Below are 23,382 nucleotides of genomic sequence, written 5' to 3' on the forward strand. Positions count from 1 at the left end.
ATGGCAAAAGCCGCTCAGCAGGTGCTTAGCGGCCGTCAAAAGGCGGCTATCCTGCTAATCACACTTGGGCCCGAGGTATCGGCGCAAATATTTAAACATCTGAGGGACGAGGAGATCGAACAGCTGACTCTGGAAATCGCCAATGTCCGCAAGGTAGACAGTTCGGAAAAAGAGTCCATTATGGCTGAGTTTCATCAAATCTGTCTCGCTCAGGAATATATATCGCAAGGCGGTATCAATTACGCCAAAGAGATTTTGGAGAAAGCGCTTGGCTCGACTAAGGCGATGGAGGTTATCAACCGCCTGACGGCAACACTTCAGGTACGGCCGTTCGATTTTGCCCGTAAGGCTGATCCGAACCAAATCCTGAACTTTATCCAGAATGAAAATGTACAGACGATAGCGCTTGTGTTGTCTTATCTGCAATTTGAACAGGCGGCATCCATTCTGTCTTCGCTTCCACAGGAGAAGCAAGCTGAAGTGGCCAGAAGAATTGCAATTATGGACAGCACTTCTCCTGAGGTAGTCACACAAATTGAGCGGGTGCTGGAGCAAAAGCTGTCTGCTACAGTAACGCAGGACTACACTAATGCCGGCGGTATAGAATCGATCGTCCAGATCCTGAATGGTGTTGACCGCGGTACAGAGCGCACGATTCTGGATTCACTGGAGATTCAGGATCCAGAGCTTGCCGAAGAAATCAAGAAACGGATGTTCGTGTTCGAGGATATCGTCAATGTGGACAATCGTTCGATCCAGCGAATTATCCGCGACATCGAAAATGCGGATTTGCAGTTGGCTCTCAAGGTGGCCAGCGAGGAAGTACGGGATGTTATTTTCCGCAACATGTCCAAGCGTATGGCCGAAACCTTCCGCGAGGAAATGGAATATATGGGTCCGGTACGGCTGCGTGATGTTGAGGAAGCTCAGACCCGCATCGTAGGAACGATCCGCAGACTCGAAGAATCAGGTGAAATAATCATCGCCCGTGGTGGAGGAGATGACATCATTGTCTAGGCTGATCAAACATTCACAATATGTTCCGGTTGATGTACTGAAACGGCTGGAACAAGCCAGACAGCATGCAGGTCTGGATGAGGAGCCCACTGCCTCTGATGAAGCGACAGGTGAGGTGCATATTCAGGACTCTGCCAAGGAAGCGGCGGAACAGGCCCGTAAGCAAATGCTGAAGGATGCACAGGAGTTTGCTGAAGGACAGGTCAGAAACGCAGCGCAGGAAGCAGAGAATATTGTGGAATCGGCTCGGACAGAGGCTGAAGAATGGTGGCGGCAGCGCAGGGAGCAGGATGAGCATCTTGTAGAGGCTGTCAAATCCGAGGCTTATCAGCAGGGTTATCAGGAAGGGCTTGCGCAGGCTGAACAGGAAATGTCGCTTAAGCTGGCTGAAATCATGGAGGAAGCAAGACAAGTCCTTCAGGATGCCTACCGCGCCAAAGAAGTTATTATTCAAGAGGCTGAGCCCTTTTTGGTAGAACTCAGCTGTGATATAGCTGAGAAAATTGTGGACAAGCAACTGACTGTGGAGCCGCAATTTGCAATGGATCTGATCCGCAAGAATCTTGCCCGCAAGCGCGAGCAGGGGCTGATCTCCCTATGTGTGTCACCTGCGCAGTTCTCCTTTGTGAATGCAGCTAGGGAAGAACTGGCTATGGCGGTTGATTCGCAGGCGGAACTGCAAATACTCCCTGATTCAACCGTTAGGGATCATGGTTGTGTAATCCGCTCATCTTTTGGCAGTATTGATGCACGAATTGATACACAGCTTGCCGAAATCAAAAAAGAACTGATTCGAATAGCACTGGATACCGATGAGAACAGAAATGGGGAAGAGGATGCTTGACAGCGGACGGTATAAGGAGCAATTGCGGAATTTTGACCCTGTCAGAATCAACGGGAAAGTCACCCAGGTGATTGGACTAATGGTCGAGTCGGAAGGGCCGGATGCCAGCATAGGTGATGTATGCTACATCTACCCGGCCAAAGGCAATAAGCCGCTACAGGCTGAAGTTGTTGGCTTTCGCGATAACAAGGTGCTGCTGATGCCGCTCGGAGAGCTGCAAGCCATCGGACCAGGCTGTGATGTGGTGGGAACTGGCAAACCGCTTAGTGTACAAGTGGGTTCTGAGTTGCTTGGCAAGGTGCTTGACGGTTTGGGACAGCCGCTTGATGGTTCACTTATACCGGCACGAATGCCACACAGCTCAACATTCAACATTCCATCGAATCCATTAAACCGCCCACGGGTTCATGAACCCATCAGTATCGGAGTTAGAGCGATCGACGGGTTGCTTACCATAGGTAAAGGCCAGCGGGTGGGTATCTTTGCGGGATCAGGGGTTGGCAAGAGCACACTAATGGGTATGATTGCACGCAATACGTCAGCTGACGTAAACGTGATTGCCTTGATCGGAGAACGGGGCAGAGAGGTGCTGGATTTCATTGAACGCGATCTTGGACCAGAGGGTCTCCAGCGCTCAGTCGTTGTTGTCGCTACCTCTGACCAGCCCGCACTTATCCGCATCAAGGGTGCCCTTATTGCCACAACGATTGCTGAATATTTTCGTGATCGCGGCTTGAATGTCATGCTGATGATGGATTCGGTCACACGATATGCCATGGCACAGCGGGAGGTTGGGCTGGCAGTTGGTGAACCTCCTGCGATGAGGGGCTATACCCCTTCAGTATTCGCAAGTTTGCCGAAGCTGCTAGAAAGAGCCGGAACAGGGCCTTCGGGATCGATCACTGCATTCTACACAGTTCTTGTAGACGGTGACGATATGAATGAGCCTATTGCAGACGCAGTTAGAGGGATTCTGGATGGTCATATTGTGTTGAACCGGAATATCGCCAATAAGGGTCACTTCCCAGCCATAGATGTACTCTCAAGCATCAGCCGAGTGATGAAGGATATCGCTCCAGAGGAGCAGATTGCTGCAGCCGAGAATGTAAAACGGCTTATGGCTGTGTATAAAGATTCAGAGGATTTAATTAACATCGGTGCCTATCAGAGAGGCTCCAATGCCCAAATCGACGAATCAATGCACTATATCGACAGCATTTGGAATTTCACCAAGCAGAAGGTGAATGAGAAGGTCACGCTAGCCGAAGTCCAAGAGTCTTTAATTTCTCAGTTCTCAAGGAGTTGATTGATAGTGAGATTCCATTATACTTTTCAAAAAGTTGTGGACTTGAAAGCAAATGAAAAAACACAGGCAGAGTGGTTGCTCTCAAGCGCACTCGGAGAACTGCAGGCCCAGGAGAAAAGTCTTGAAGACTTAATTCAGCAACGCCGTGAGCTAATGCAGTCACTTCAGCAAGCCGCTGAACAAAAAACGCCCTTGTCTAAGCTACGAGAAATGCAGGATTATGTGGATTACCTGGATCACTGCATAGCCCGGAAGCATTCAGATATCAGCCGTGCGCATGTTGAAGTACAGCATAAGCAGGACCACCTCAGCACGAAGGTTCTGGATGAAAAGGTGTGGCTGAAGGCCAAAGACAAAGCACAGACCGCTTTTCAGCAGAACATGACTTTACGGGAACAAAACGAACTGGATGAGATGGCTACCGTCCGCTTCGCGATGAAATCCCTCTAACCCAGGAGGTTTCTGCTAGTGGCTAAAAATGAAATGGAATTTGATAACGAAGGGTCAGCCAGTAAATTTGAACGGTTTTTATTTTTAATGATACCAATTATTTTTACACTTGTGCTGCTTGGAGTACTATTGACCCTGTTCAATATGGATATCCGCCAAAATGTGCTTTCGATTGCGAATAAGATTCCTTTTGTGGAGAAGTGGGTTCCTGATCCTAAGCCAACGACTGAAGATGGTGCAAAAACAGATCCGCAGAAGCAATTGAAAGAACAGGCAACGAGCTCGGCAACTACGATTAAGGAATTGAAAAGTCAGTTAGCGGCTCAGGCGGAGCAGCTCAAGAAGTCTAATGAAGACAAGACCGATCAAGTTGCCAAGACAGAAGCGCTGCAAAAACAGATTGACAGCATGAAAGACGAAGCTGCAGCTGCGGAAGCAAAAACAGGGGAATCAGAAGATCCCTATGTGAAACAGGTGACTGAGCTGGCGAAGCTGTATGCAGGCATGAAAGCCTCCAAAGCTGCTCCAATCATGGAGAATTTAACCACGGATGAAATGGTGCAAATCTTCAGTGTAATGAATAATGCGAGCAAAACGGCGATTTTAGAAAAAATGGATCCCAAAAAAGCAGCGGATGTATCCGTGAAGCTAAAGGAAACTACGAATTCAACCGATATGGCTATTGCAGCCCTTCAATCCAGACTGAAGCAGGACGCGGCTGCAACAACGACGGCCAAAACAACAGGCAACCTGGATAAAGAGAAACTAAGCCAGACCTTTACTACAATGCCTGCTGCAGATGCTGCTTCGCTGCTGGGGTCAATGTATACCATTAACCCTGATAAAGTGATCACAATTCTTAATACGGTAAGTGACAGTGTCCGATCCTCCATTCTTGGGGAGATGACTAAGAAAAATAGTGAACAGACCGCTAAGGTTGTTAACCGGCTGATGGGCGGCAAATAATCCACTTGAGAGGAGGTGAAAAAGAATGAGTTTAGTCGTTCAATCAATGAGTGGCGGTAACACTGCTGTGACTAACGGAACGCCATCTGCGGCAAACGCGGGAACAGCGGCCGCCGGTGGGACCACACCAGTTCTCCCTTTTGCTCAGACTCTTGTTCAGAGCATGGGTGGAGCACAGACCAAAGAAACGTCAATGCCCGCAGTTTTGGGGAATTTGGCTTCCTTGCTGCAAGGACTTATGAACGCTGTACAAGCAGCTGGTGAAAAAACAGGTACAGGTGCGGAAGATACTGCGAATAGTACCGGGCAGATACAAGCACTTGCAGAGGATGTAGAGAAGCTGGATGACACTATAAGCAGTGATCCTTCTTTGATAGCAGCGCTGCAAGGATGGTTGCTCCAGGTATCGGCTTTGTTGTCTGGTAGTACTCCTGCTAATGGAAAAGTCAATGCAGAAGCTGGGAACAGCTCTACAGCAGCATTATCCCCACTAGCACAGAACCCGGAGACTTTGCGGTTTGCTGTTCAAGATGAGCTTAACAGCCTTGTTAACCTTATACAGCAATCTGCTGCTGGGGGGGATGCGAAATTAGCCTCAGAGGGTATTGCAATGTTGAACAATTTCACAGCAATCCTTGCAGAAGCGCAGGTCCCAGATGTAAAAGGTAAGCCGGTTAAAACAGCAGTCAGCACAGAAACCTCGCCAGTGGTTTTGACACCATTGTCCGAAACGGAATCCAAAGCTGATCCAAAAGCGAAAGCTCCGGTTTTTACAGACCTTCGTACAATTCAGACAGCTACAGTAAAGACTGAAAATGCTACAACTGCTACCCCTGTTATAACGGCAACGGAAGATGCTGCTGCAGAACTCACTGCAACGCCACTAACCAAAGCAACTGGAACAACTGAAGCTTCTAAGAACGGGGCAATTGCAGAATCGATACCAGGCGCAAAGCCGGTTGAAGAACATAATGAAGTCGTCACTGCAGGACAGTTATCCTTGCGGGGTGGGATTACCGCACCACTTAAGGCAGAGACACCACCAGTTCCGGTCCACCAGTTCGCGCAAGAGATGACTTCGTTTATTACTGGTAAACTGGAAATTGTTAAAAAAGGCGGGGTGGCTGAGGCTTCGATTACGCTGTTTCCGGAGAATCTCGGACAAGTCGATGTAAAGATCACTATGCAAAACGGCCATTTAGTAGCCCAGTTCTTAACGCAGCATACGGGTGCCAAAGATATGCTGGAACAACAGATGAGCCAGTTGAGATCAGCTCTTCAGTCTCAAGGGCTTCAAGTTGAGAAGCTGGAGGTCACTCAGAATAACACACCTTTGCAGTCTCAGTATAATGGTAGTCAGCAGGGTCGTGGAACTGGTTCTGGTGGTCAACAGCAAGAGAAACGTTCCAAGGAACGTACAGAGGAAATTGGAGATGCGGTACTTGCAGCTGAGCTGAACAGTGAATGGAATGAATGGGTTGCAAACACCCAACAGGAAAACCGCTCACAGGGCGGAGGTTTCTCAGCCAAGGCATAACTTAAGACAAGCGAGGTGAAAAAAATGGCATCATCAACTAATCCTATATCAACAAAGGATCAATGGAATTATCAAGTCCCTGACAGCTCGAAAAAAACTACCGGTAATTCAACACTCGGCAAGGACCAGTTCCTGAAGATACTCATTACGCAGCTTCAGAACCAGGACCCTATGCAGCCGATGGAGGATAAGGAATTTATTGCCCAGATGGCCCAATTCTCGTCTGTAGAACAGCTAATGAATATTTCAACACAAATGACAGCGATGAATCAGTCTCTTGGTGCGGTATCTGGTCTGATTGGTAAGGATATCACCTGGACGGATGCAACAACGGAGCAGCCCAAATCAGGGAATGTAGAGTCTATAGTAGTCAGCAGTGGTGTACAGTACGCTGTTGTAGGCAAAGACAGAGTTGCATTATCCGACGTCACGCAAATTAAGAATCCTGTAACGCCAGTGGAGAATGCGGCTGACAATACCGGTTCTGCAGATGGCGGGGCGACATCATGAGCGACAGACTTACAATAGGCCAGCTGTATCCAGCCAGTGTGCACCCGACAACACTTCAGCGGTCAGCAAACGCTAAGAACACTGTGAATTCAGAGGTTTCATTTGAAAGTGTGCTGCAGAAGAATATGCTGAAGTTCAGCAATCATGCAGCCAAACGATTGGAACAAAGAGGAATAGAGCTTGGCAGCCGCCAATTGGATCAAATCTCTTCCGCAGTCGATAAGGCAGCCGCCAAAGGCAGCAAAGAATCACTTATATTAATGAAAGACATGGCGTTAATAGTCAGTGTAGCGAACCGAACAGTAGTGACTGCTATGGATGGAAGTTCCATGAAGGACAATGTATTCACACAAATAGATAGTGCAGTTATCATTTCTTGACCGGCCGGTCCTTACTGGAGAGCCGGAATGACCGCCGACCGACTGACGCGGCCATAGCTCAAAACAAGTTTCCATACAAATACGGAGTCTAAGAACTCCATTATCCGGGAGGAATTCAATAATGTTAAGATCAATGTACTCAGGTGTTTCAGGTATGCGCGGTTTTCAGACAAAGCTTGACGTTATCGGCAATAACATTGCAAATGTAAATACCATTGGCTTCAAATCAGGCCGCGTAATGTTCAAAGACATCATGAGCCAGACAGTATCCGGGGTAACAGCACCTGTTGATGGAGGTCAGGGTGGTGTGAATGCCAAGCAGATCGGGCTTGGAGTTAGTATTGGTTCTGTTGATACCATGCACTTAGCTGGAAGTGCCATGACTACCAATAATCCGACAGATCTGCGAATTGATGGTGACGGTTTTTTCCTTGTTAAGCTCGCCGATGAGCAGGAAACACCGTTCCTTACTCGCGCTGGAGACTTTCATGTGGACGCCAGCCGCAACCTTCTTACCTCGGACGGTTTGCATGTGCTTGATTCTGGTGGTGCACCGATTCAATTGAATGCTGAGACTACCGCATTCACCATCTCTAATGATGGTACGGTATTACAGACATTGGGAGATGGAACGATAGATTCAGATTTGAAAGTTGGTGTAGCAAAGGTAAGTAATCCGCAAGGTCTTGAGAAAATTGGTGGTAATCTTTATCGGATGACGCTGAATGCAAATGCCGATGGTGTGCTTACTCCAACAACAGCTAACAATGCTGCAGATGGAACGGGAGCCATTGTATCCGGCCAACTGGAAATGTCCAACGTGGATCTAACCAGTGAGTTTACAGAAATGATTGTTTCCCAGCGCGGGTTCCAGGCCAACTCCCGCATTATCACGACCTCCGACGAAGTGTTGCAGGAAGTCGTGAACCTCAAGCGTTAATTTGAAAGGCCATAATCAAAAACTTGCTGTACAATAGTAACGTTTCGCCTTCTGGTGCAAAGGTTATTGCGAAGTCGTGGGGGAGGAACTCCTCCCCCTATTTTTTGTTAGGAGGCCTGTTATGATTTCGGTAACCAGATTGAATGGAACACCCATGTTTTTAAATGCTTTATTGGTAGAAATGGTAGAAGAAAGTCCGGATACGTATATTACGCTCGTAACTGGAAAAAGGCTGATCGTGCTGGAAAAGGCCGATGAAGTCATCCGTAAGATCCGTGAGTATAACAGGGACATTGGCACATATGCTGCCACCATTAAAGTCCAGTCAATGGAGGAGCTTTCATGAAAAAGATGCTGCCGTGGCTCATTACAATTCTATTAGCAATAACTCTTATCGTAGTAGCTGCATTTTTACTTATGGATAAGATCTTTCCGAGTGATTCGAACGACGTGAATACGGCAGTTCAGAAGGTTGAGACCAAAAAACTCAGCGCTGATGAGATCGTCGAATTGACTGCACAAATCACCGACATCAAAACTAATCTTGCCGATCCCGATTATATCCTTTCAGTAGACATCGCGTTCCAACTGGATTCAGCGAAGTCCAAGGAAGAATTCGAAAAGATAAAAGCTATAAAAATTACGCCGCTAATTATCAAGGCGATTGCCGATACCAAGCCTGAGGAACTAAATGGGGCAAGCGGCAAAGATCAATTCAGCAGCAAGCTGGTGAATATAATAAATAAGAATTTGACCGAAGGCACTATAACCCAGATCGAATTCACTAAATTCATTTTGGCTTCCATGTAGCTGCTGAAGGATTATTCTTTGATAGGGGGGTGATTGAATTGGTTGATGTACTATCACAAAACGAAATTGATGCTCTGCTTGCCGCTCTTTCATCCGGTGAAATGGATGCTGACGAACTTAAAAAAGAAGAAACCCAGAAAAAAATCCGCTCTTATGATTTCAAACGGGCTGTACGTTTTTCAAAAGACCATATCCGAAGCTTAACCCGGATACACGATAACTTTGCCCGCTATCTTACGACCTACTTTTCGGCCCAATTGCGCACCTTCGTACAGATCAATGTCGTTCAAGTAGAGCAGCTCCCTTATGATGAGTTTATCCGCTCCATTCCGAAGATGACGATCTTAAATATTTTTGAAGCTGAACCGCTTGAAGGCCGGATGGTAATGGAAGTGCATCCGAATATAGCCTTTGCCATGCTGGATAGACTGCTAGGCGGCTTTGGTACGGCACCTTCCAAGATCAATGCTTTGACTGAAATTGAAACCACTATAATGGAGAGGATATTCAGCAGATGCTTTGAAAGTCTGCAGGAAGCCTGGAAGACAGTGCTTGATATCAATCCCCGCATGGAGGCTTTGGAGACAAATCCTCAATTCATGCAAATCGTATCGCCCAATGAGACCATTGCACTTATTTCCTTAAGTACCAAAATTGGCGATACAACAGGGATGATTAACCTGTGTATACCTCACGTTGTTCTTGAACCTATCATGTCCAGGCTGTCGGTACACCAATGGTTTGTTTCTGAAAAAAAGGCGCGTGATGAAGTTGAGCTTGAGGCAATACGGGCGAGAGTTCATAGAGCGCAGCTGCCGATTGTGGCAGAGTTGGGTGAATCGAGTCTATCCATTGCTGAATTTCTCGGGCTCAGCGTCGGCGACGTGATTTCTCTCAACAGGACTGTGGATTCAGGACTGTCAATCAAGGTGGGGGACAAGCTGAAATTCATCGGAAGTCCTGGGATGATTAAAGAGCGTGTAGCTGTGCAAATAGACGAGATAGTCAGCGAAGGAGTTGAAGATTTTGACGAGTAAAGATTATTTGTCCCAAGAAGAAATAGATGCTCTGCTCAGACAGTCTGCAGAAGGATCGCTAGCTCCCTCGACGAAGACGGTGGATGATTACTTGACACCCTTTGAACAGGACGCACTGGGAGAGATCGGGAATATCACATTCGGGAGTGCAGCTACAGCGCTGTCCACCCTTCTGGGTAAGAAGGTAGATATCACCACTCCTGAAGTATCCATTATCACCCGCGGAGAGTTCGAAGAGGCTTTTCCAAAACCTCATGTTGCGGTACATGTACAATATGTAGATGGTTTTCAGGGCATCAATTCATTGGTCATTAAAATCAGGGATGCACAGGTTATTGCTGATCTGATGCTTGGTGGTGAAGGGGATCCAAAGGATGAAGAGCTGAATGAAATTCACATCAGTGCTGTTCAGGAAGCGATGAACCAAATGATGGGTTCTTCGGCAACATCCATGTCTACTATCTTCAATCGCTTCGTGAATATTTCCCCTCCGGGAATCGACATTTTGAATATGTCCAGCGGAGAAGGCGTAGGCAGTCTTCCGGATGATGAGACACTTATACAGATTTCATTCCGGCTCAAGATTGGGGATTTGATTGATTCCACCATTATGCAGCTGCTCCCGGTGCAATTCGCCAAAGATATGGTGACTATGCTTCTGGGAGATGTGTCGCAATCGGATCAGGAGACGGCAGCAGCAGCGGTAGAAGCGCCGCCTAAGCCAGCAGCAGCTCCGGAACCTCCGGTAGCGCCTCCGGTGCAGCAAACCCCTCCAGTACAGCCTGGAGCAGTTCCACCGCCATATCCACCTCAGGGTATGCCGCCGTATCCGGGAATGCCGGAGGGAGGTTATTATTATCCTCCAGCAGGAATGCCAGCTTATGGAATGCCGCCTTATGGAATGCCACCTCAAGGTATGCCATACCAACAGGCTCCGCCCCAGCAGCCCGCTCCTAACCGCAATGTAAATGTACAACCGGTGCAGTTTGCCAACTTAAGCAACGGCGCCTTTGGTAATATTGATGAAAATAATTTAAATTTATTGATGGACATACCACTGAGAGTAACCGTAGAATTAGGAAGGACCCAGAAGCAGATCAAAGATATTCTGGAAATGTCGCAAGGCTCAATCATTGAGTTGGACAAACTTGCCGGTGAACCTGTAGACATCCTGGTTAACAACAAGCTTATTGCCAAAGGGGAAGTCGTAGTTATCGACGAAAACTTCGGAGTTCGCGTTACGGATATCGTCAGCCAGTGGGACCGAATTCAAAAATTACAATAAAGCATACTTAGGGAGGATTTTGTAAAAATGGCTAACCGAATTCTAATCGTGGACGATGCAGCATTTATGAGAATGATGATCCGTGACATTTTGTCGAAAAACGGATTTGAGGTTGTGGGTGAAGCCCAGGACGGGTCGCAGGCTATTGAGAAATTCAAGGAACTGCGTCCTGATTTGATCACGATGGATATCACCATGCCTGAAATGGACGGAATTGCCGCCCTTAAAGAAATCAAAAAAGTAGATGCCAACGCCAAAGTCATCATGTGTTCTGCCATGGGTCAGCAGGCTATGGTTATTGATGCAATTCAAGCGGGTGCCAAGGACTTTATTGTGAAGCCTTTCCAGGCAGACCGTGTTATTGAAGCGATTAATAAAACACTGGGTGTGTAATAAGAAATCATGCCAGTCACTGTAGAGCCGCATCTGGGAACGGGTAACAATCTGCTGAATCTTTTAAATGTTATTTTTGTCCTTGCGGTAATTGTTGTGCTCATAGTGCTGCTTATCCGTTTTCTGGGACGCCGTAATCAGACTCTGATGAGTGGGCGTTCCATCCGTACACTAGGCGCTTTGGGTCTTGGACCTAACAAGTCCATACAAATTATTGAGCTCGGAGGCAGCCTCTATCTGATCGGGGTCGGTGAGAATATATCCATGATGGATAAAATCACCGACCCGGCTGAGGTAGCGTTGATCATTTCGGCATTTGAGGATCAAACTTCAGGACAGAATAACTTTCTTGCGCCGCTCGTCGCCAAGATAAGAGCCAAATTCCGTGGAGAAGTACCATCACAGGAAATTGAACTTAGTGAAACATCCTCTTTTTACGAGACACTGCAATCCAAACTTGCGCTGGCACCTGAACGTAAGGAGAAAATGGAAGAGCTGCTTCGTGATGATGTACTCAAGGATGAGTCGAGGGATTTATGAAAAATAAACTGATTCTTTCATTTATACTGCTTGTTGCATTCAGTGCTCTGCTAATGCACCCCGTTCATGCTGATCCTATTCCTAACATTGATATTAAGGTTGGAGGCAGTAACGGTTCTAGCGGCGGTACCAGTTCCATCTCTATACTGCTTCTTGTAACAGTTCTGAGTGTGGCTCCGGCTTTTCTAGTGCTAATGACTAGTTTCACTCGGATTGTCATTGTTCTGGGCTTTGTCAGAACCTCGCTCGGTACTCAACAGATGCCTCCCAACCAGGTGCTTGTAGGATTGGCGTTGTTCTTAACGCTATTCATCATGTCACCGACTCTTGCAACGGTCAACGAGACGGCGCTGCAGCCGTACATGAAGGGGACAATTACCCAGACCGAGGCGCTTAACAAAGCAGCAGATCCAATGAAGGCGTTTATGTTCAAACAGACCAACACCAAAGATTTGTTGTTATTCATGAATTATACCGGCAACAATGCTTCGGTTAAGCCTGCGTCATACAGCGACATCCCATTGACGGTGATCGTGCCTGCCTTTGCCATCGGAGAGATGAAAAAAGCTTTTACTATGGGATTTATGATTTTTATACCTTTTCTAATTATAGATATTGTGGTAGCCAGCACCCTGATGGCTATGGGGATGATGATGCTGCCTCCGGTAATGATTTCATTACCATTCAAAATAATGCTCTTTGTACTGGTAGACGGGTGGTACTTAGTCGTTAAATCACTTCTGTTAAGTTTTAACACCTGAGATTCAAGAGGAGGCATAAGGGATGAATGCGGACTTTATTATCGGTCTAGCCGGCCAAGCCGTATATTTGGTGCTCGAAACCAGTGCTCCCATGCTGATTCTTGGTCTGGTGGTAGGACTGATTGTCAGTATTTTTCAAGCAACAACGCAAATTCAGGAGCAGACCTTGGCGTTTGTTCCCAAAATTGTTGCTGTGCTGCTTGCTCTGCTCTTGTTCGGACCGTGGATTATCACGAAACTGGTGGATTTCACCAGCCAAATTTTGGGCAATCTCAATATGTACATCGGTTAATTAGATGAATATGGAAACCTTGCTGCAAAGTATTCCCGTCTTTCTGTTGATTTTTTGTCGAATTTCCGCTTTTTTTGTTGTAGTACCGGTATTTTCTTCTCAAAGTGTGCCACCCACCTTCAAAATTGGGCTTTCTTTTTTTGTAGCCATGGTTGTCTTTAGCTCAGGTGGAACAGGAATTACCGTGCCGCAGGATCTCACTTATATTCTGTTAATTGCCCGGGAAGTTTTAATCGGACTATTGCTGGGTTTTATTGGGTATTTGATGTTTATGGCGATTCAAACCGCTGGTTCATTCATTGATATTCAGATTGGATTCGGGATTGCGAATGTAATTGATCCTATGACTGGAGCGTCCGCACCGATTATCGGTAACTTCAAGTATATGATTGCTCTGCTGATGTTCCTGAGTATGAATGGTCATCACTACCTGTTGGACGCGATCGTATACAGTTACAAATGGGTGCCGATAGATAATGATCTGTTCATTAAAATGATAGATGGAAGCCTTTCGGAGTTCTTTGTCCGTACATTTGCACAATCCTTTATTTTGGCTTTCCAGATGTCAGCACCTTTAGTGACGGCTTTATTTCTTACAGATGTGGGGCTTGCATTTCTGGCTAGGACCGCACCGCAATATAATGTATTCGTCATCGGGGTGCCTCTCAAAATTATTGTTGGCCTTGCGCTGCTTCTTATTCTGATGCCGGGTCTGGCTATGCTGTTCCAGAATCTCTTCGACATTATGTTTGAGTCCATGCACAATGTGCTGGGCCTGATAGGGAAGAGTCCTTAGGTGGCTGATAGGGGGAGAGCTATGCCGAAGACGAGACGTTATAAGCTTAATCTTCAGCATTTTGGGGGAGACAAGACGGAAAAAGCTACCCCGAAGAAACGGCAAGACGCCCGTAAAAAGGGTCAGGTGGCCAAAAGTGCCGAACTGTCTGGGGCAGTTGTGCTTTTATCTGCATTGTTAACTTTGTCTTTGTTTGGCGGCTTCATGAAAGAACGGTTCATCACACTGTATACAGATGTTTTTCAGAACCGGATGATGATGGAAGTGACTCCGGAAAATGTATCTGATATGTTCAATCACTATGGCATTCAAATCTTGATTTTATTGGCTCCTTTGCTGGGTATTACGTTTGTATTGGCTCTGGTGGCAAATTTGGCGCAGGTTGGTTTTATGGCAACGGGGGAAGGAATTACACCCAAATTCAGCAAAATCAATCCGATAAAAGGTTTCAAAAATATTTTCTCCATGCGTTCCTTTGTGGAGTTTTTGAAATCCATCTTCAAACTCATGCTGATTGCTTATCTGGTCTACAGTACACTTTGGGGACAAAAGGAGAGCTTTGCTGCATTGTCTCATGTCAATGCCGAAGGCGTGTATCGGTTCGCTGCCAAGCTCGTAATGAGCCTCGGCATCAAAATTGGAGCGGCTCTGTTAATCATGGCGGCTCTTGATTATATCTACCAGAAATATGAGCACGAAAAAAGTCTTAAGATGTCAAAGCAGGATATCAAGGATGAGTACAAAAAAATGGAAGGCGATCCCATCATCAAAGGCAAGATCAGGGAACGCCAGCGAAGAATGGCTATGCAGCGCATGATGCAAGAGGTACCCAAAGCGGATGTTATTATTACCAATCCTACGCACTTTGCAGTCGCTTTGAAATACGACGGTTCTAAAATGGAAGCTCCGCAGATTATTGCTAAAGGCCAGGATTATGTAGCGCTTCGAATCCGTGAGTTGGCCAAAGAGCATGGTGTTATGACTATGGAGAACAAACCGCTCGCGCGGGCGTTGTTTCAAAGAGCGGAGATTGGTGATGTAGTTCCTGCAGACCTATTCCAGGCGGTTGCAGAAGTACTCGCTTATGTATACAAGCTTAAAGGTAAAAGGAGATAAGTCGGGGGAGGTTCACGGACATTGAAAGCTAGAGATCTAACAGTTCTACTGGGTGTTATCGGTATTGTGCTTATGATGATTCTGCCCATCCCGGCTTGGCTTCTGGATGTTCTGCTAATTATCAATATATCAATTGCCTTAACCATCATCTTAGTAGCAATGAATACAAAGGATCCGCTGCAGTTCTCGATTTTCCCCTCGCTGCTGTTGATCACAACACTATTCCGGCTTGCGCTGAACATTTCTACGACCAAACTGATTCTTTCCAGTGGTCATGCAGGTGAGGTAGTAGCCACGTTCGGAAGTTGGATTGCCCGGGGACAAATTGCAATAGGTTTTGTTGTCTTTCTTATTCTGGTGGTAGTTCAGTTCATAGTTATCACTAAGGGTTCAGAACGGGTTGCTGAGGTGGGCGCCCGCTTTACACTCGATGCAATGCCCGGTAAACAGATGAGTATTGATGCTGATTTGAATGCGGGGATGATTAATGAACAGCAAGCCCGGGAGCGCAGACGTAATGTTGAACGTGAAGCGGACTTCTTCGGGGCAATGGATGGTGCGAGTAAATTCGTCAAGGGTGATGCTATCGCCAGTATAATTATCCTGCTGATCAACCTGATCGGCGGGTTTATTATCGGAGTATCTATTCACGGACTTCCTTTTAAGGATGCACTGTCAACATACTCTGTACTTACGATCGGGGATGGTCTGGTCAGCCAGATTCCGGCACTGCTTATCTCTACTGCCTCGGGTCTGATTGTTACCCGCGCGGCATCTGAGGGCAATCTGGCAGAGGATTTGACGGGTCAGCTCCTGTCCTACCCTAAGCTTCTGTACATTGTTGCTGTAACCATTGCTTTTCTGGGATTCTTCACACCTATTACCGTGATGTCTACACTGCCGCTTGCTGGCTTAATGGGATATGCAGCTTATAGCATGAGCCAAAAAGCCAACCGTAAGCAAATTGCAGAAGAACAGCTGGTTGAAGAAAAACAGATAGAGGAAGTACGCAGTCCGGAAAGTGTAATCAACTTACTGACTGTAGATCCGATTGAATTTGAGTTTGGATACGGACTTATTCCTCTGGCAGATACAGGACAAGGCGGCGATTTGCTAGACCGGATTATCATGATCAGACGGCAATGTGCCTTAGAGATGGGTCTGGTAGTTCCTGTAATTCGCATTCGCGACAATATTCAACTAAAACCGAATGAATATGTTATAAAAATTAAAGGAAATAACGTTGGCGGTGGTGAATTATTACTTAATCACTATCTGGCTATGAGTCCTGGGTATGATGATGAGTCGATTCATGGCATCGAGACAGTGGAACCGTCATTTGGTTTGCCAGCGTTGTGGATTGACGAGTCTGTCAAGGAAAGGGCGGAATTATCGGGATATACGGTAGTGGATCCCCCTTCTGTAGTAGCTACTCATTTGACTGAACTTATCAAACGTTATGGGCACGAACTGCTTGGACGACAGGAGACCAAACAACTGGTGGACAATCTCCGCGAGAATTATCCAGTACTTGTGGATGAGTTGATTCCTTCTGTTTTGGCTATTGGGGATGTACAGAAGGTATTAGGCAAGCTGCTGCGTGAGAAAATATCCATCCGCGATTTGGTAACTATTTTTGAAACATTAGCTGATTATGGTACCTATACCAAAGATCCTGATATTCTGACAGAGTATGTCCGTCAATCGTTGTCCAGACAAATTACCCAACAATTCTCACAGGCTGGAGAGACGTTGCGGGTCATCACAGTCGGACCCAATCTGGAAAAGAAAATTTCGGAAAGTGTGCAGCAGACGGAACAGGGTAGCTATCTTGCGCTGGATCCAGTCTCGACACAGACAGTGTACCAGCGCCTCACTGAACAAATTAACCGTCTTCTTCAATCCGGACAGCAGCCTATCGTGCTCACTTCTCCAACGATACGGATGTATTTGCGTCAAGTGATTGAACGGACAATGCAGGACATTCCAGTATTGTCTTACAGTGAGCTGGAGCCTAATATTGAAATTCAGAGCGTTGGGGTGGTGAATCTATGAGAGTGAAGCGTTATGTGGTCGATACGATGCCTGACGCCATGCATTCCATCCGCACCGAGCTGGGAAGCGACGCCGTCATCCTAAGTACCAAAGAGGTCAAAGTTGGCGGTTTCATGGGAATGTTCAAAAAGAAAAAGATCGAGGTTGTCGCGGCTGTTGAGGACGCTCAAAAGCCGGGTGCATCTGGGAAAAAACCAGCAGCTCCCCAGAGCATTCCGCGTAGCGCAGTTCCCCAAGCATATCTGAAAGCCGCTGCAGCTTCTTCTGCAGTAGCAGCAGGTGGTGCAAATGAATCTGTGGCTTTGGCATCCTCCTCGGCGAACGAGGCAGCAGCGAAACGGGCATTTGCCGAGATCGCCGCTGCCTTGTCTGATGCATCAGAGAATAGAGGGGCTGTAGCAGTACTGCCTGCCGTTGAAGACGAAGAGGATGAAATCTTCATTGAACCTCAATCTGCTCTGCCTATTAACAATTATCCCAGCATGTCGTCTATAGATGAGGCAAGGGGTAAGGATACTGTTGCAGCAACATCAACTGGCTTGGAGGGTGAGGTGCTCAGGGAAATTCGCGATATGAAACAGTGGATGGAGCGGATCGCCCGGTATTCTTCAGGCGCTGTTGAGCTTCCAGAACAGTTGGAGCAACTGAGGGATCAACTGATTGAACAGGAGACAGATGTCGTTCTGGTAGATGAATGGATCAGTAATATTTTTGAGCAATGGAGTGAGGAAGGCCGTACTTGGCTTCCGCAACAGTTTGCTGAGATGCTTGAAACTCAGGTGGAAGGATTTTTGTCCGGACGCATTGCAAACGGAATTGCACCTGATACACGGATTGTCTACATCGCAGGACCTACGGGTGTAGGAAAAACAACTACGATTGCTAAGTTAGCTGCAGAGCAGCTTTTCAAGCAAGGGCGTAAGGTAGGTTTAATAACCTCCGATACGTATCGTATCTCGGCAGTTGAGCAGCTTCGTACTTATGCGGCTATATTAAATATGCCTCTAGAAGTTGTTCAGTCACCGGGTGATCTGCAGAGGGCGTTGTTCCGTTTGGAAGGCTGCGATCTGGTATTAATGGACACGGCAGGCCGCAATTACCGTAACGAAATGCTGGTTGCAGAACTTCAGAGCCTGCTGGCTAGGGAGCTTAAGAGTGAAACTTTTCTGGTGCTCAGTCTTACATCAAAAAGCCGCGATATGAAGAAAATTGCCGAGCATTTCGGCCGATATCAGCTGGATAAAGTCATCTTTACCAAGCTTGATGAGACTGGAACCTATGGCCCGCTTTTCAATGTTTTGAATGATTTTCCGCTTAAGCTTTCATATATTACCAACGGTCAGAATGTTCCTGATGATCTGCTGTTGGCTACCAAAGAGCAGATCAGCGGGATGATTTTGGGAACAGGAGGCGTATGATGGATCAGGCGCAATCCCTGAGACAGCTTGTGTCCAGCCAGGAGCCCAAACGATCATCCGGTGGAGGAACATCAGCCCGGATTATCACCGTCTGCAGTGGGAAGGGTGGTGTCGGAAAATCGAATTTCACCTTGAACTTTGCGCTTGCACTTCAAGCGATGGGCAAGAGAGTGTTATTGTTCGATGCCGATATTGGTATGGCCAATATAGATGTGCTTATGGGGGTGTCAGCCAGATATAATCTCTATCATTTACTGAAAAGAGAGGCGGACATCAGCCAGATCATTCAGAAAGGCCCCAGTGGGCTTCCTTTTATCGCAGGCGGTTCGGGAATGGATGAGCTTTTTTCGCTCTCCGAGGGTGACTTAAGCTATTTTACAGACCAGATTGCCGGGATTGCAGACTCGATGGATTTTATCCTGTTTGATACTGGAGCCGGACTCTCTAAAGAGACGATGAAATTCATCACTTCAGCAGACGACTGCCTAGTGGTGACTACACCTGAGCCAACTGCAATAACTGATGCTTATGCACTGATTAAGGTAGTGAATAACTCATATCCTGATGTTTCATTTAAGCTGATAGTTAATCAGGCAGGGGATGAGAAAGAGGCAACTGGAACCAGCGATAAAATTCGCATGGCAGCCAGCCGTTTTTTGCAGCTGGAGATTACTTTTCTCGGATTTATCAGCAGTGATACTCATGTGGTACAGGCAGTGAAGAAGCAAATTCCATTCTCAGTGGCTTTTCCGAACAGTGCGGCAGCCAAAGATGTACACCGGCTTGCGCTAAGCTATTTGGCCGCAGATTCGGCAGACACCACTAAAGTACAAGGCATCAAGGGATTTATCAGCAGGTGGTTGAAGCGAAAACATTAATTGTTCTGAATTTGAGGAACAGAGGTGGAAATGGTATGAAGCCATATCGAGTTTTGGTTGTTGATGATTCTGCGTTTATGCGCAAAATTATTTCCGATTTGATTGAAAATGATGCTAACTTTCAGGTTGCGGCTACGGCTGCTAACGGCCGTGAAGCCATTGACAAAGTAAATGAGCTTTCTCCGGATCTTGTAACCATGGATGTTGAAATGCCGGAGATGAATGGCCTGGAGGCGCTGAAAATAATCATGGCACAGCGTCCGTTGCCGGTAATTATGCTCTCTGGCATCAATGAAGAGGGGATGAAGGAAACCATTCTGGCTCTGGAATGGGGGGCATTTGACTTTATACGCAAACCGTCCATTTCGAACTCACAGGATATTATTTCTGTGGGAGTAGCGCTCAGGGAGCAAATGAATGAGGCTATGCTTGCCCGTAAGCAGCGGGAAGCCAGAGCTTCTGCATATAAGACGCCTGAGCTTCCGGCTGCAGATGTGCCTTCAGTACCTGAGCCGATGCAGAGTCCTGCCAAACGAATAATGGAGCCGATCAAGAAGTTTCCGGATCCTGCAAGTAAATTAGTGGAGAAACCAAAGGTAAAGCCGGAAATGAACCTTGCACCAGACAAGAACAAGGGCAAAAGTTCACCTGGAAGAACAGCTCCAGAGAGTGGTTCTCCGCAATTGGGGGCCAAATCGGCGGCTGCACTTTCTAAACCGGCATCTGATACAATGAAAAACCGTTCCAAGGAGGAAGCTAAACCGGCATTACCGGATTCAAAACCGGTACCTCAGACATCAACCGGTGCCAGGAATGACCCTCCTTCCGTTGCTGGGGACCGCAAGTCCTCGTATACAGGTTTGAGCAAGCTGGTTGCTGTTGGTTGTTCCACAGGAGGACCAAGAGCTTTAAAAGAATTCCTCGAACATATTCCTGCTGATTTCCCAGCACCGATTGTTATTGTGCAGCATATGCCGCCCAATTTCACCAAGTCGCTGGCACAAAGGCTCAATACGTTCAGCCCCCTTGAAGTTTCAGAAGCAGAACAGGGAATGATTCTGCGTAAGGGGGCGGCATATATTGCTCCTGGCGGTTATCATATGAGGGTTGTTCCGGCAGCAGGAGGCCAGTATTCGATTGATCTGACTTTGGGAGAAGCCCGAAATGGACATCGTCCTTCAGTGGATACACTCTTCGAATCCATACTCCCTTATACCTCACTGGAGCGGCACGCAGTGATTATGACAGGGATGGGAAGCGATGGTGCCAAAATGATGAAATCTCTTTATGATTCGGGTGTAACTTCCACCTTTGCTGAGAGCGAAGAAACCTGTGTGGTTTACGGTATGCCGCGTTCCGCTGTGGAGTTGCATTGTGTAAGACATATCCTGCCGTTGCAAGAAATTGCTCCAAGGCTGGTACAAGCCGTTAAATAACGGAAAAGTGAACTTGAAGGGGAGGTGCTCGTTAGTGGACATGAACCAGTATTTATCCATGTTTATTGATGAGTCAAATGATCATCTGCAGTCATTGAACGAAAGTATGATGGGGCTTGAAGCAAATCCTGAAGACCTGAGCATTGTGCAGGTCATTTTCCGCTCAGCACATACTTTAAAGGGTATGGCAGCTACAATGGGCTTTGAAGATTTGGCTTCACTTACACACCAAATGGAAAATGTTCTGGATTTAGTGCGCAATAACAAGCTGCGGATGCAGGATTTCATTTTTGACACGCTGTTCAAGAGTCTGGACGCCCTTGAATCCATGGTTGAGGATATTACGGGTGGTGGAGCAGGCAAAGCCGATGTATCGGCTATTGTCGCTTCATTGCAGGCAATTGTCCGCGGTGAGATCCCGACTGCTGCCGGTGCTGCGTCTGAAGCTACAGCAGCAGCGGCTCCAAAGGCTGCAGACGCTCCCGTATTCCTTGATGAGTTTCAATACTCGGTCCTGGAGCAGTCGCTCCAGGAAGGCCACAAGGTGCTGTACGTTGATGTTGCAATCCGTAAGGACTGCCAGCTCAAAGCAGTGCGGGCATATATGGTCTTTGATCTTCTCGAACGTTCGGGCGAGGTGGTCAAATCCTTCCCTTCGGTTCAGGATATAGAGCAGGAGAAATTCGAACATAGTTTCTCCCTCTATTACATAACCCAGAAGGAAGCAAGTGAAATTCAGGCGATGATCCTGAATCTGTCTGAGATCGAGAAGGTCACTGCGGTTGCACTTGATCAAGAATCACTACGTCAAATGGGTCAGGAAACGGTGGCAGCTACTTCAGAAGCACCTGCACCTGTCAAAGCATCAGAACCTGCTGTGGGCAACGGGAATGCATCTCCTGCAGCTGCTGCTCATGCCAAAGAAGAGAGCAAAGCCGCTCCAGCGAGAACTGGAGGCGCGCCTTCACGGACCATCCGTGTAGACATTGAACGCCTTGATGTATTGATGAATCTGTTCAGCGAACTCTTGATTGACCGTGTTCGGCTAGAACAGCTTGCTTCAGAAGTCCAGAACGGAGACCTGACAGAAACGGTCGAACACATGAGCAGGGTCAGCGGTGATCTTCAGAACATTGTTATGAAGTTGCGCATGGTTCCTGTTGATACCGTATTTAACCGTTTTCCGCGCATGGTTCGGGATCTGGCCAAATCATTGGATAAGAAAATTGATCTGGTGGTTACTGGTGCTGAGACTGAACTCGACCGCACGGTTATCGATGAGATCGGCGATCCACTAGTACACTTGCTGCGAAATGCTGTAGATCATGGTGTTGAAGGTATACAGGAACGTTTAGCTGCCGGTAAGTCCGATACAGGAACAGTTAACCTGCGGGCATTTCATAGTGGCAACCATGTATTTATCGAAATCGAAGATGACGGCGCTGGAATCAATCCGCAAAAGATTTTGCAGTCGGCGATAAAAAAAGGCATTCTTACCCAAGAACAAGCATCGAATTATTCCGATGATGAGGCAATACAACTTTTGTTCGCTCCGGGATTCAGTACCGCAGAGGTTATCTCCGATGTGTCGGGCCGCGGTGTGGGACTGGATGTCGTCAAATCAAAAATCACCTCATTGGGCGGGAATGTGGTGATTTACTCCACTCAAGGTAAAGGTACCAATTTCTCTGTTCAGCTCCCACTGACTTTGTCCATTATCGCAGCAATGCTTGTGCGTTTGGGTTCAGAGAAATATGCAATTCCGCTCTCGTCCATTGTAGAAACTGGCATTGTGAAGCAGTCCCAGATCAGGACAATTCACGGTAACAAAATGCTGGAATTCCGCAACAGCCACATTCCGCTGGTTTCGCTTAGCAAGATCTTCTCTATACCGGATTATGATGAAAGCACGGAAGAGGAGACTGAAATCGTGGTGATTCGCAAGGGAGAACGTCTGGTCGCCCTCGCAGTTCAAGATTTTATTGGGCAGAACGAAATTGTGATCAAGAATCTGGGCAAGTATTTGCCGGAGGTTCAAGGCATTTCAGGTGCTACTATTCTCGGTGACGGACAAGTTGCACTCATTATCGATCCGAACGCTTTTATTAAATAATTTAGGATAGAACAGGGAGGTTCATTCCATGGCTGAAGACATCAAGGTGATTGTGTTTAAACTCGGAACTGAAGAATATGGCATTGAAGTGGAAAAGGTGCAAACGATCGAGCGTATGATGCCGATTACCCGTGTACCCAAGACGTTTTCCTTCATCAAAGGGGTGATCAACTTACGTGGTGTAGTTATTCCGGTTATTGATCTGCGCGGCCGTTTTGGCATTGCGGAGGCGGAACATACGGATCAGACCCGTGTGATCATTGTAAACGTTAATGAAATGGAAGTTGGCTTTATTGTTGATTCTGCTAATGATGTCATTGACCTGAACCGGGATTCCATTGATACACCTCCAGACGTTGTGGGGGGCATCAAAGCTAAGTATCTAGACGGGGTGGCCAAAATCGGAGAAGACCGTTTGCTGATTATGCTTAACTTATCCGAAGTGCTGAACAAGAACGAAATCGTGCAATTGGAAAGTCTAGAGGGCTAACCTGTGGAGCTA

Annotated in this window: 25 protein-coding genes; all 25 read left to right on the forward strand. The window is 47.0% G+C overall.

Annotation, left to right across the window (positions count from 1 at the left end; genetic code table 11):
* The 25 genes from fliG (at window position 1) to A3842_RS13855 (ending at window position 23,370) form a co-directional block, all read left to right on the forward strand.
* Window positions 1–1,017: a flagellar motor switch protein FliG gene (gene fliG / locus A3842_RS13735; protein ID WP_074088093.1), complete on the forward strand. Its 1,017-nt coding sequence runs from the start codon at window positions 1–3 to the stop codon at window positions 1,015–1,017.
* The gene (locus A3842_RS13740) at window positions 1,010–1,861 is read left to right on the forward strand and encodes a FliH/SctL family protein (RefSeq protein ID WP_074088095.1); all 852 of its coding nucleotides are present in this window, start codon (window positions 1,010–1,012) and stop codon (window positions 1,859–1,861) included. The genes fliG and A3842_RS13740 overlap by 8 nt, the downstream gene beginning before the upstream one ends.
* A complete protein-coding gene (gene fliI, locus A3842_RS13745; protein WP_074088096.1) occupies window positions 1,842–3,167 on the forward strand; it encodes a flagellar protein export ATPase FliI in 1,326 nt (441 codons plus the stop codon). Before A3842_RS13740 ends, fliI begins: the two co-directional genes overlap by 20 nt.
* Before the next feature lie 6 nt (window positions 3,168–3,173).
* On the forward strand, window positions 3,174–3,617 hold the full coding sequence (gene fliJ, locus A3842_RS13750) for a flagellar export protein FliJ (RefSeq protein ID WP_074088097.1): 444 nt from the start codon (window positions 3,174–3,176) through the stop codon (window positions 3,615–3,617).
* Window positions 3,618–3,635: 18 nt separating this feature from the next.
* The gene (locus A3842_RS13755; protein ID WP_244169767.1) at window positions 3,636–4,583 is read left to right on the forward strand and encodes a MotE family protein; all 948 of its coding nucleotides are present in this window, start codon (window positions 3,636–3,638) and stop codon (window positions 4,581–4,583) included.
* A gap of 193 nt (window positions 4,584–4,776) precedes the next feature.
* Window positions 4,777–6,120 carry a flagellar hook-length control protein FliK gene (locus tag A3842_RS13760; RefSeq protein ID WP_178382351.1) on the forward strand — a complete coding sequence of 448 codons (1,344 nt, stop codon included), beginning with the start codon at window positions 4,777–4,779 and terminating at the stop codon, window positions 6,118–6,120.
* 24 nt (window positions 6,121–6,144) lie between these two features.
* Window positions 6,145–6,630 (forward strand): flagellar hook assembly protein FlgD, encoded by a 486-nt coding sequence (gene flgD / locus A3842_RS13765; protein ID WP_074088100.1) that lies wholly within the window; start codon window positions 6,145–6,147, stop codon window positions 6,628–6,630.
* Window positions 6,627–7,010, forward strand: a complete 384-nt coding sequence (locus A3842_RS13770; RefSeq protein WP_074101795.1) for a TIGR02530 family flagellar biosynthesis protein — start codon at window positions 6,627–6,629, stop codon at window positions 7,008–7,010. The genes flgD and A3842_RS13770 overlap by 4 nt, the downstream gene beginning before the upstream one ends.
* A 121-nt stretch (window positions 7,011–7,131) precedes the next feature.
* The gene (locus A3842_RS13775) at window positions 7,132–7,950 is read left to right on the forward strand and encodes a flagellar hook-basal body complex protein (protein WP_074101796.1); all 819 of its coding nucleotides are present in this window, start codon (window positions 7,132–7,134) and stop codon (window positions 7,948–7,950) included.
* A gap of 121 nt (window positions 7,951–8,071) precedes the next feature.
* Window positions 8,072–8,296 (forward strand): flagellar FlbD family protein, encoded by a 225-nt coding sequence (locus A3842_RS13780; RefSeq protein WP_074088105.1) that lies wholly within the window; start codon window positions 8,072–8,074, stop codon window positions 8,294–8,296.
* On the forward strand, window positions 8,293–8,760 hold the full coding sequence (locus tag A3842_RS13785) for a flagellar basal body-associated FliL family protein (protein ID WP_074088107.1): 468 nt from the start codon (window positions 8,293–8,295) through the stop codon (window positions 8,758–8,760). Before A3842_RS13780 ends, A3842_RS13785 begins: the two co-directional genes overlap by 4 nt.
* A gap of 38 nt (window positions 8,761–8,798) precedes the next feature.
* Window positions 8,799–9,797, forward strand: coding sequence for a flagellar motor switch protein FliM (fliM, locus tag A3842_RS13790; protein WP_074088109.1), 999 nt, complete (start codon window positions 8,799–8,801; stop codon window positions 9,795–9,797).
* Window positions 9,787–11,082 (forward strand): flagellar motor switch phosphatase FliY, encoded by a 1,296-nt coding sequence (gene fliY, locus A3842_RS13795; protein ID WP_074088111.1) that lies wholly within the window; start codon window positions 9,787–9,789, stop codon window positions 11,080–11,082. Before fliM ends, fliY begins: the two co-directional genes overlap by 11 nt.
* 27 nt (window positions 11,083–11,109) lie before the next feature.
* Window positions 11,110–11,475 carry a response regulator gene (locus tag A3842_RS13800; RefSeq protein WP_019910416.1) on the forward strand — a complete coding sequence of 122 codons (366 nt, stop codon included), beginning with the start codon at window positions 11,110–11,112 and terminating at the stop codon, window positions 11,473–11,475.
* Window positions 11,476–11,484: 9 nt separating this feature from the next.
* On the forward strand, window positions 11,485–12,015 hold the full coding sequence (locus A3842_RS13805) for a flagellar biosynthetic protein FliO (RefSeq protein ID WP_074088113.1): 531 nt from the start codon (window positions 11,485–11,487) through the stop codon (window positions 12,013–12,015).
* Complete coding sequence (fliP, locus tag A3842_RS13810; RefSeq protein ID WP_074088115.1) at window positions 12,012–12,776, forward strand: flagellar type III secretion system pore protein FliP; 765 nt, start codon at window positions 12,012–12,014, stop codon at window positions 12,774–12,776. Before A3842_RS13805 ends, fliP begins: the two co-directional genes overlap by 4 nt.
* Window positions 12,777–12,798: 22 nt before the next feature.
* A complete protein-coding gene (gene fliQ / locus A3842_RS13815) occupies window positions 12,799–13,068 on the forward strand; it encodes a flagellar biosynthesis protein FliQ (protein ID WP_074088117.1) in 270 nt (89 codons plus the stop codon).
* A 10-nt stretch (window positions 13,069–13,078) separates the two neighbouring features.
* Window positions 13,079–13,864: a flagellar biosynthetic protein FliR gene (gene fliR, locus A3842_RS13820; RefSeq protein WP_074088119.1), complete on the forward strand. Its 786-nt coding sequence runs from the start codon at window positions 13,079–13,081 to the stop codon at window positions 13,862–13,864.
* Window positions 13,865–13,885: 21 nt separating this feature from the next.
* Window positions 13,886–14,980: a flagellar biosynthesis protein FlhB gene (gene flhB / locus A3842_RS13825; RefSeq protein WP_074088120.1), complete on the forward strand. Its 1,095-nt coding sequence runs from the start codon at window positions 13,886–13,888 to the stop codon at window positions 14,978–14,980.
* Window positions 14,981–15,001: 21 nt separating this feature from the next.
* A complete protein-coding gene (flhA, locus tag A3842_RS13830; protein WP_074088122.1) occupies window positions 15,002–17,035 on the forward strand; it encodes a flagellar biosynthesis protein FlhA in 2,034 nt (677 codons plus the stop codon).
* The gene (gene flhF / locus A3842_RS13835) at window positions 17,032–18,453 is read left to right on the forward strand and encodes a flagellar biosynthesis GTPase FlhF (protein ID WP_074088123.1); all 1,422 of its coding nucleotides are present in this window, start codon (window positions 17,032–17,034) and stop codon (window positions 18,451–18,453) included. The genes flhA and flhF overlap by 4 nt, the downstream gene beginning before the upstream one ends.
* Window positions 18,450–19,331 (forward strand): MinD/ParA family protein, encoded by an 882-nt coding sequence (locus A3842_RS13840; protein WP_074088124.1) that lies wholly within the window; start codon window positions 18,450–18,452, stop codon window positions 19,329–19,331. Before flhF ends, A3842_RS13840 begins: the two co-directional genes overlap by 4 nt.
* A 35-nt stretch (window positions 19,332–19,366) precedes the next feature.
* Window positions 19,367–20,767, forward strand: a complete 1,401-nt coding sequence (locus A3842_RS13845) for a protein-glutamate methylesterase/protein-glutamine glutaminase (protein WP_074088125.1) — start codon at window positions 19,367–19,369, stop codon at window positions 20,765–20,767.
* A 34-nt stretch (window positions 20,768–20,801) separates the two neighbouring features.
* On the forward strand, window positions 20,802–22,880 hold the full coding sequence (locus A3842_RS13850) for a chemotaxis protein CheA (protein WP_074088127.1): 2,079 nt from the start codon (window positions 20,802–20,804) through the stop codon (window positions 22,878–22,880).
* A gap of 28 nt (window positions 22,881–22,908) precedes the next feature.
* Window positions 22,909–23,370: a chemotaxis protein CheW gene (locus A3842_RS13855; protein WP_074088129.1), complete on the forward strand. Its 462-nt coding sequence runs from the start codon at window positions 22,909–22,911 to the stop codon at window positions 23,368–23,370.
* Window positions 23,371–23,382 lie beyond the last annotated feature (12 nt).

Origin of the sequence: Paenibacillus sp. P3E, from assembly GCF_001909045.1 — a bacterium.
Taxonomy (GTDB): Bacteria; Bacillota; Bacilli; order Paenibacillales; family Paenibacillaceae; genus Paenibacillus_AQ; species Paenibacillus_AQ helianthi.

What these genes read in the sequence shown, in the direction of transcription:
- A3842_RS13840 (WP_074088124.1), top strand. Translation starts at nt 18,450, where the DNA reads ATGATGGATCAGGCGCAATCCCTGAGACAGCTTGTGTCCAGCCAGGAG.
- flhF (WP_074088123.1), top strand. Translation starts at nt 17,032, where the DNA reads ATGAGAGTGAAGCGTTATGTGGTCGATACGATGCCTGACGCCATGCAT.
- A3842_RS13775 (WP_074101796.1), top strand. Translation starts at nt 7,132, where the DNA reads ATGTTAAGATCAATGTACTCAGGTGTTTCAGGTATGCGCGGTTTTCAG.
- fliI (WP_074088096.1), top strand. Translation starts at nt 1,842, where the DNA reads ATGGGGAAGAGGATGCTTGACAGCGGACGGTATAAGGAGCAATTGCGG.
- fliR (WP_074088119.1), top strand. Translation starts at nt 13,079, where the DNA reads ATGGAAACCTTGCTGCAAAGTATTCCCGTCTTTCTGTTGATTTTTTGT.
- flgD (WP_074088100.1), top strand. Translation starts at nt 6,145, where the DNA reads ATGGCATCATCAACTAATCCTATATCAACAAAGGATCAATGGAATTAT.
- fliQ (WP_074088117.1), top strand. Translation starts at nt 12,799, where the DNA reads ATGAATGCGGACTTTATTATCGGTCTAGCCGGCCAAGCCGTATATTTG.
- A3842_RS13770 (WP_074101795.1), top strand. Translation starts at nt 6,627, where the DNA reads ATGAGCGACAGACTTACAATAGGCCAGCTGTATCCAGCCAGTGTGCAC.
- A3842_RS13845 (WP_074088125.1), top strand. Translation starts at nt 19,367, where the DNA reads ATGAAGCCATATCGAGTTTTGGTTGTTGATGATTCTGCGTTTATGCGC.
- A3842_RS13760 (WP_178382351.1), top strand. Translation starts at nt 4,777, where the DNA reads ATGCCCGCAGTTTTGGGGAATTTGGCTTCCTTGCTGCAAGGACTTATG.
- fliP (WP_074088115.1), top strand. Translation starts at nt 12,012, where the DNA reads ATGAAAAATAAACTGATTCTTTCATTTATACTGCTTGTTGCATTCAGT.
- A3842_RS13780 (WP_074088105.1), top strand. Translation starts at nt 8,072, where the DNA reads ATGATTTCGGTAACCAGATTGAATGGAACACCCATGTTTTTAAATGCT.
- fliG (WP_074088093.1), top strand. Translation starts at nt 1, where the DNA reads ATGGCAAAAGCCGCTCAGCAGGTGCTTAGCGGCCGTCAAAAGGCGGCT.
- A3842_RS13805 (WP_074088113.1), top strand. Translation starts at nt 11,485, where the DNA reads ATGCCAGTCACTGTAGAGCCGCATCTGGGAACGGGTAACAATCTGCTG.
- A3842_RS13800 (WP_019910416.1), top strand. Translation starts at nt 11,110, where the DNA reads ATGGCTAACCGAATTCTAATCGTGGACGATGCAGCATTTATGAGAATG.
- A3842_RS13785 (WP_074088107.1), top strand. Translation starts at nt 8,293, where the DNA reads ATGAAAAAGATGCTGCCGTGGCTCATTACAATTCTATTAGCAATAACT.
- flhB (WP_074088120.1), top strand. Translation starts at nt 13,886, where the DNA reads ATGCCGAAGACGAGACGTTATAAGCTTAATCTTCAGCATTTTGGGGGA.
- A3842_RS13855 (WP_074088129.1), top strand. Translation starts at nt 22,909, where the DNA reads ATGGCTGAAGACATCAAGGTGATTGTGTTTAAACTCGGAACTGAAGAA.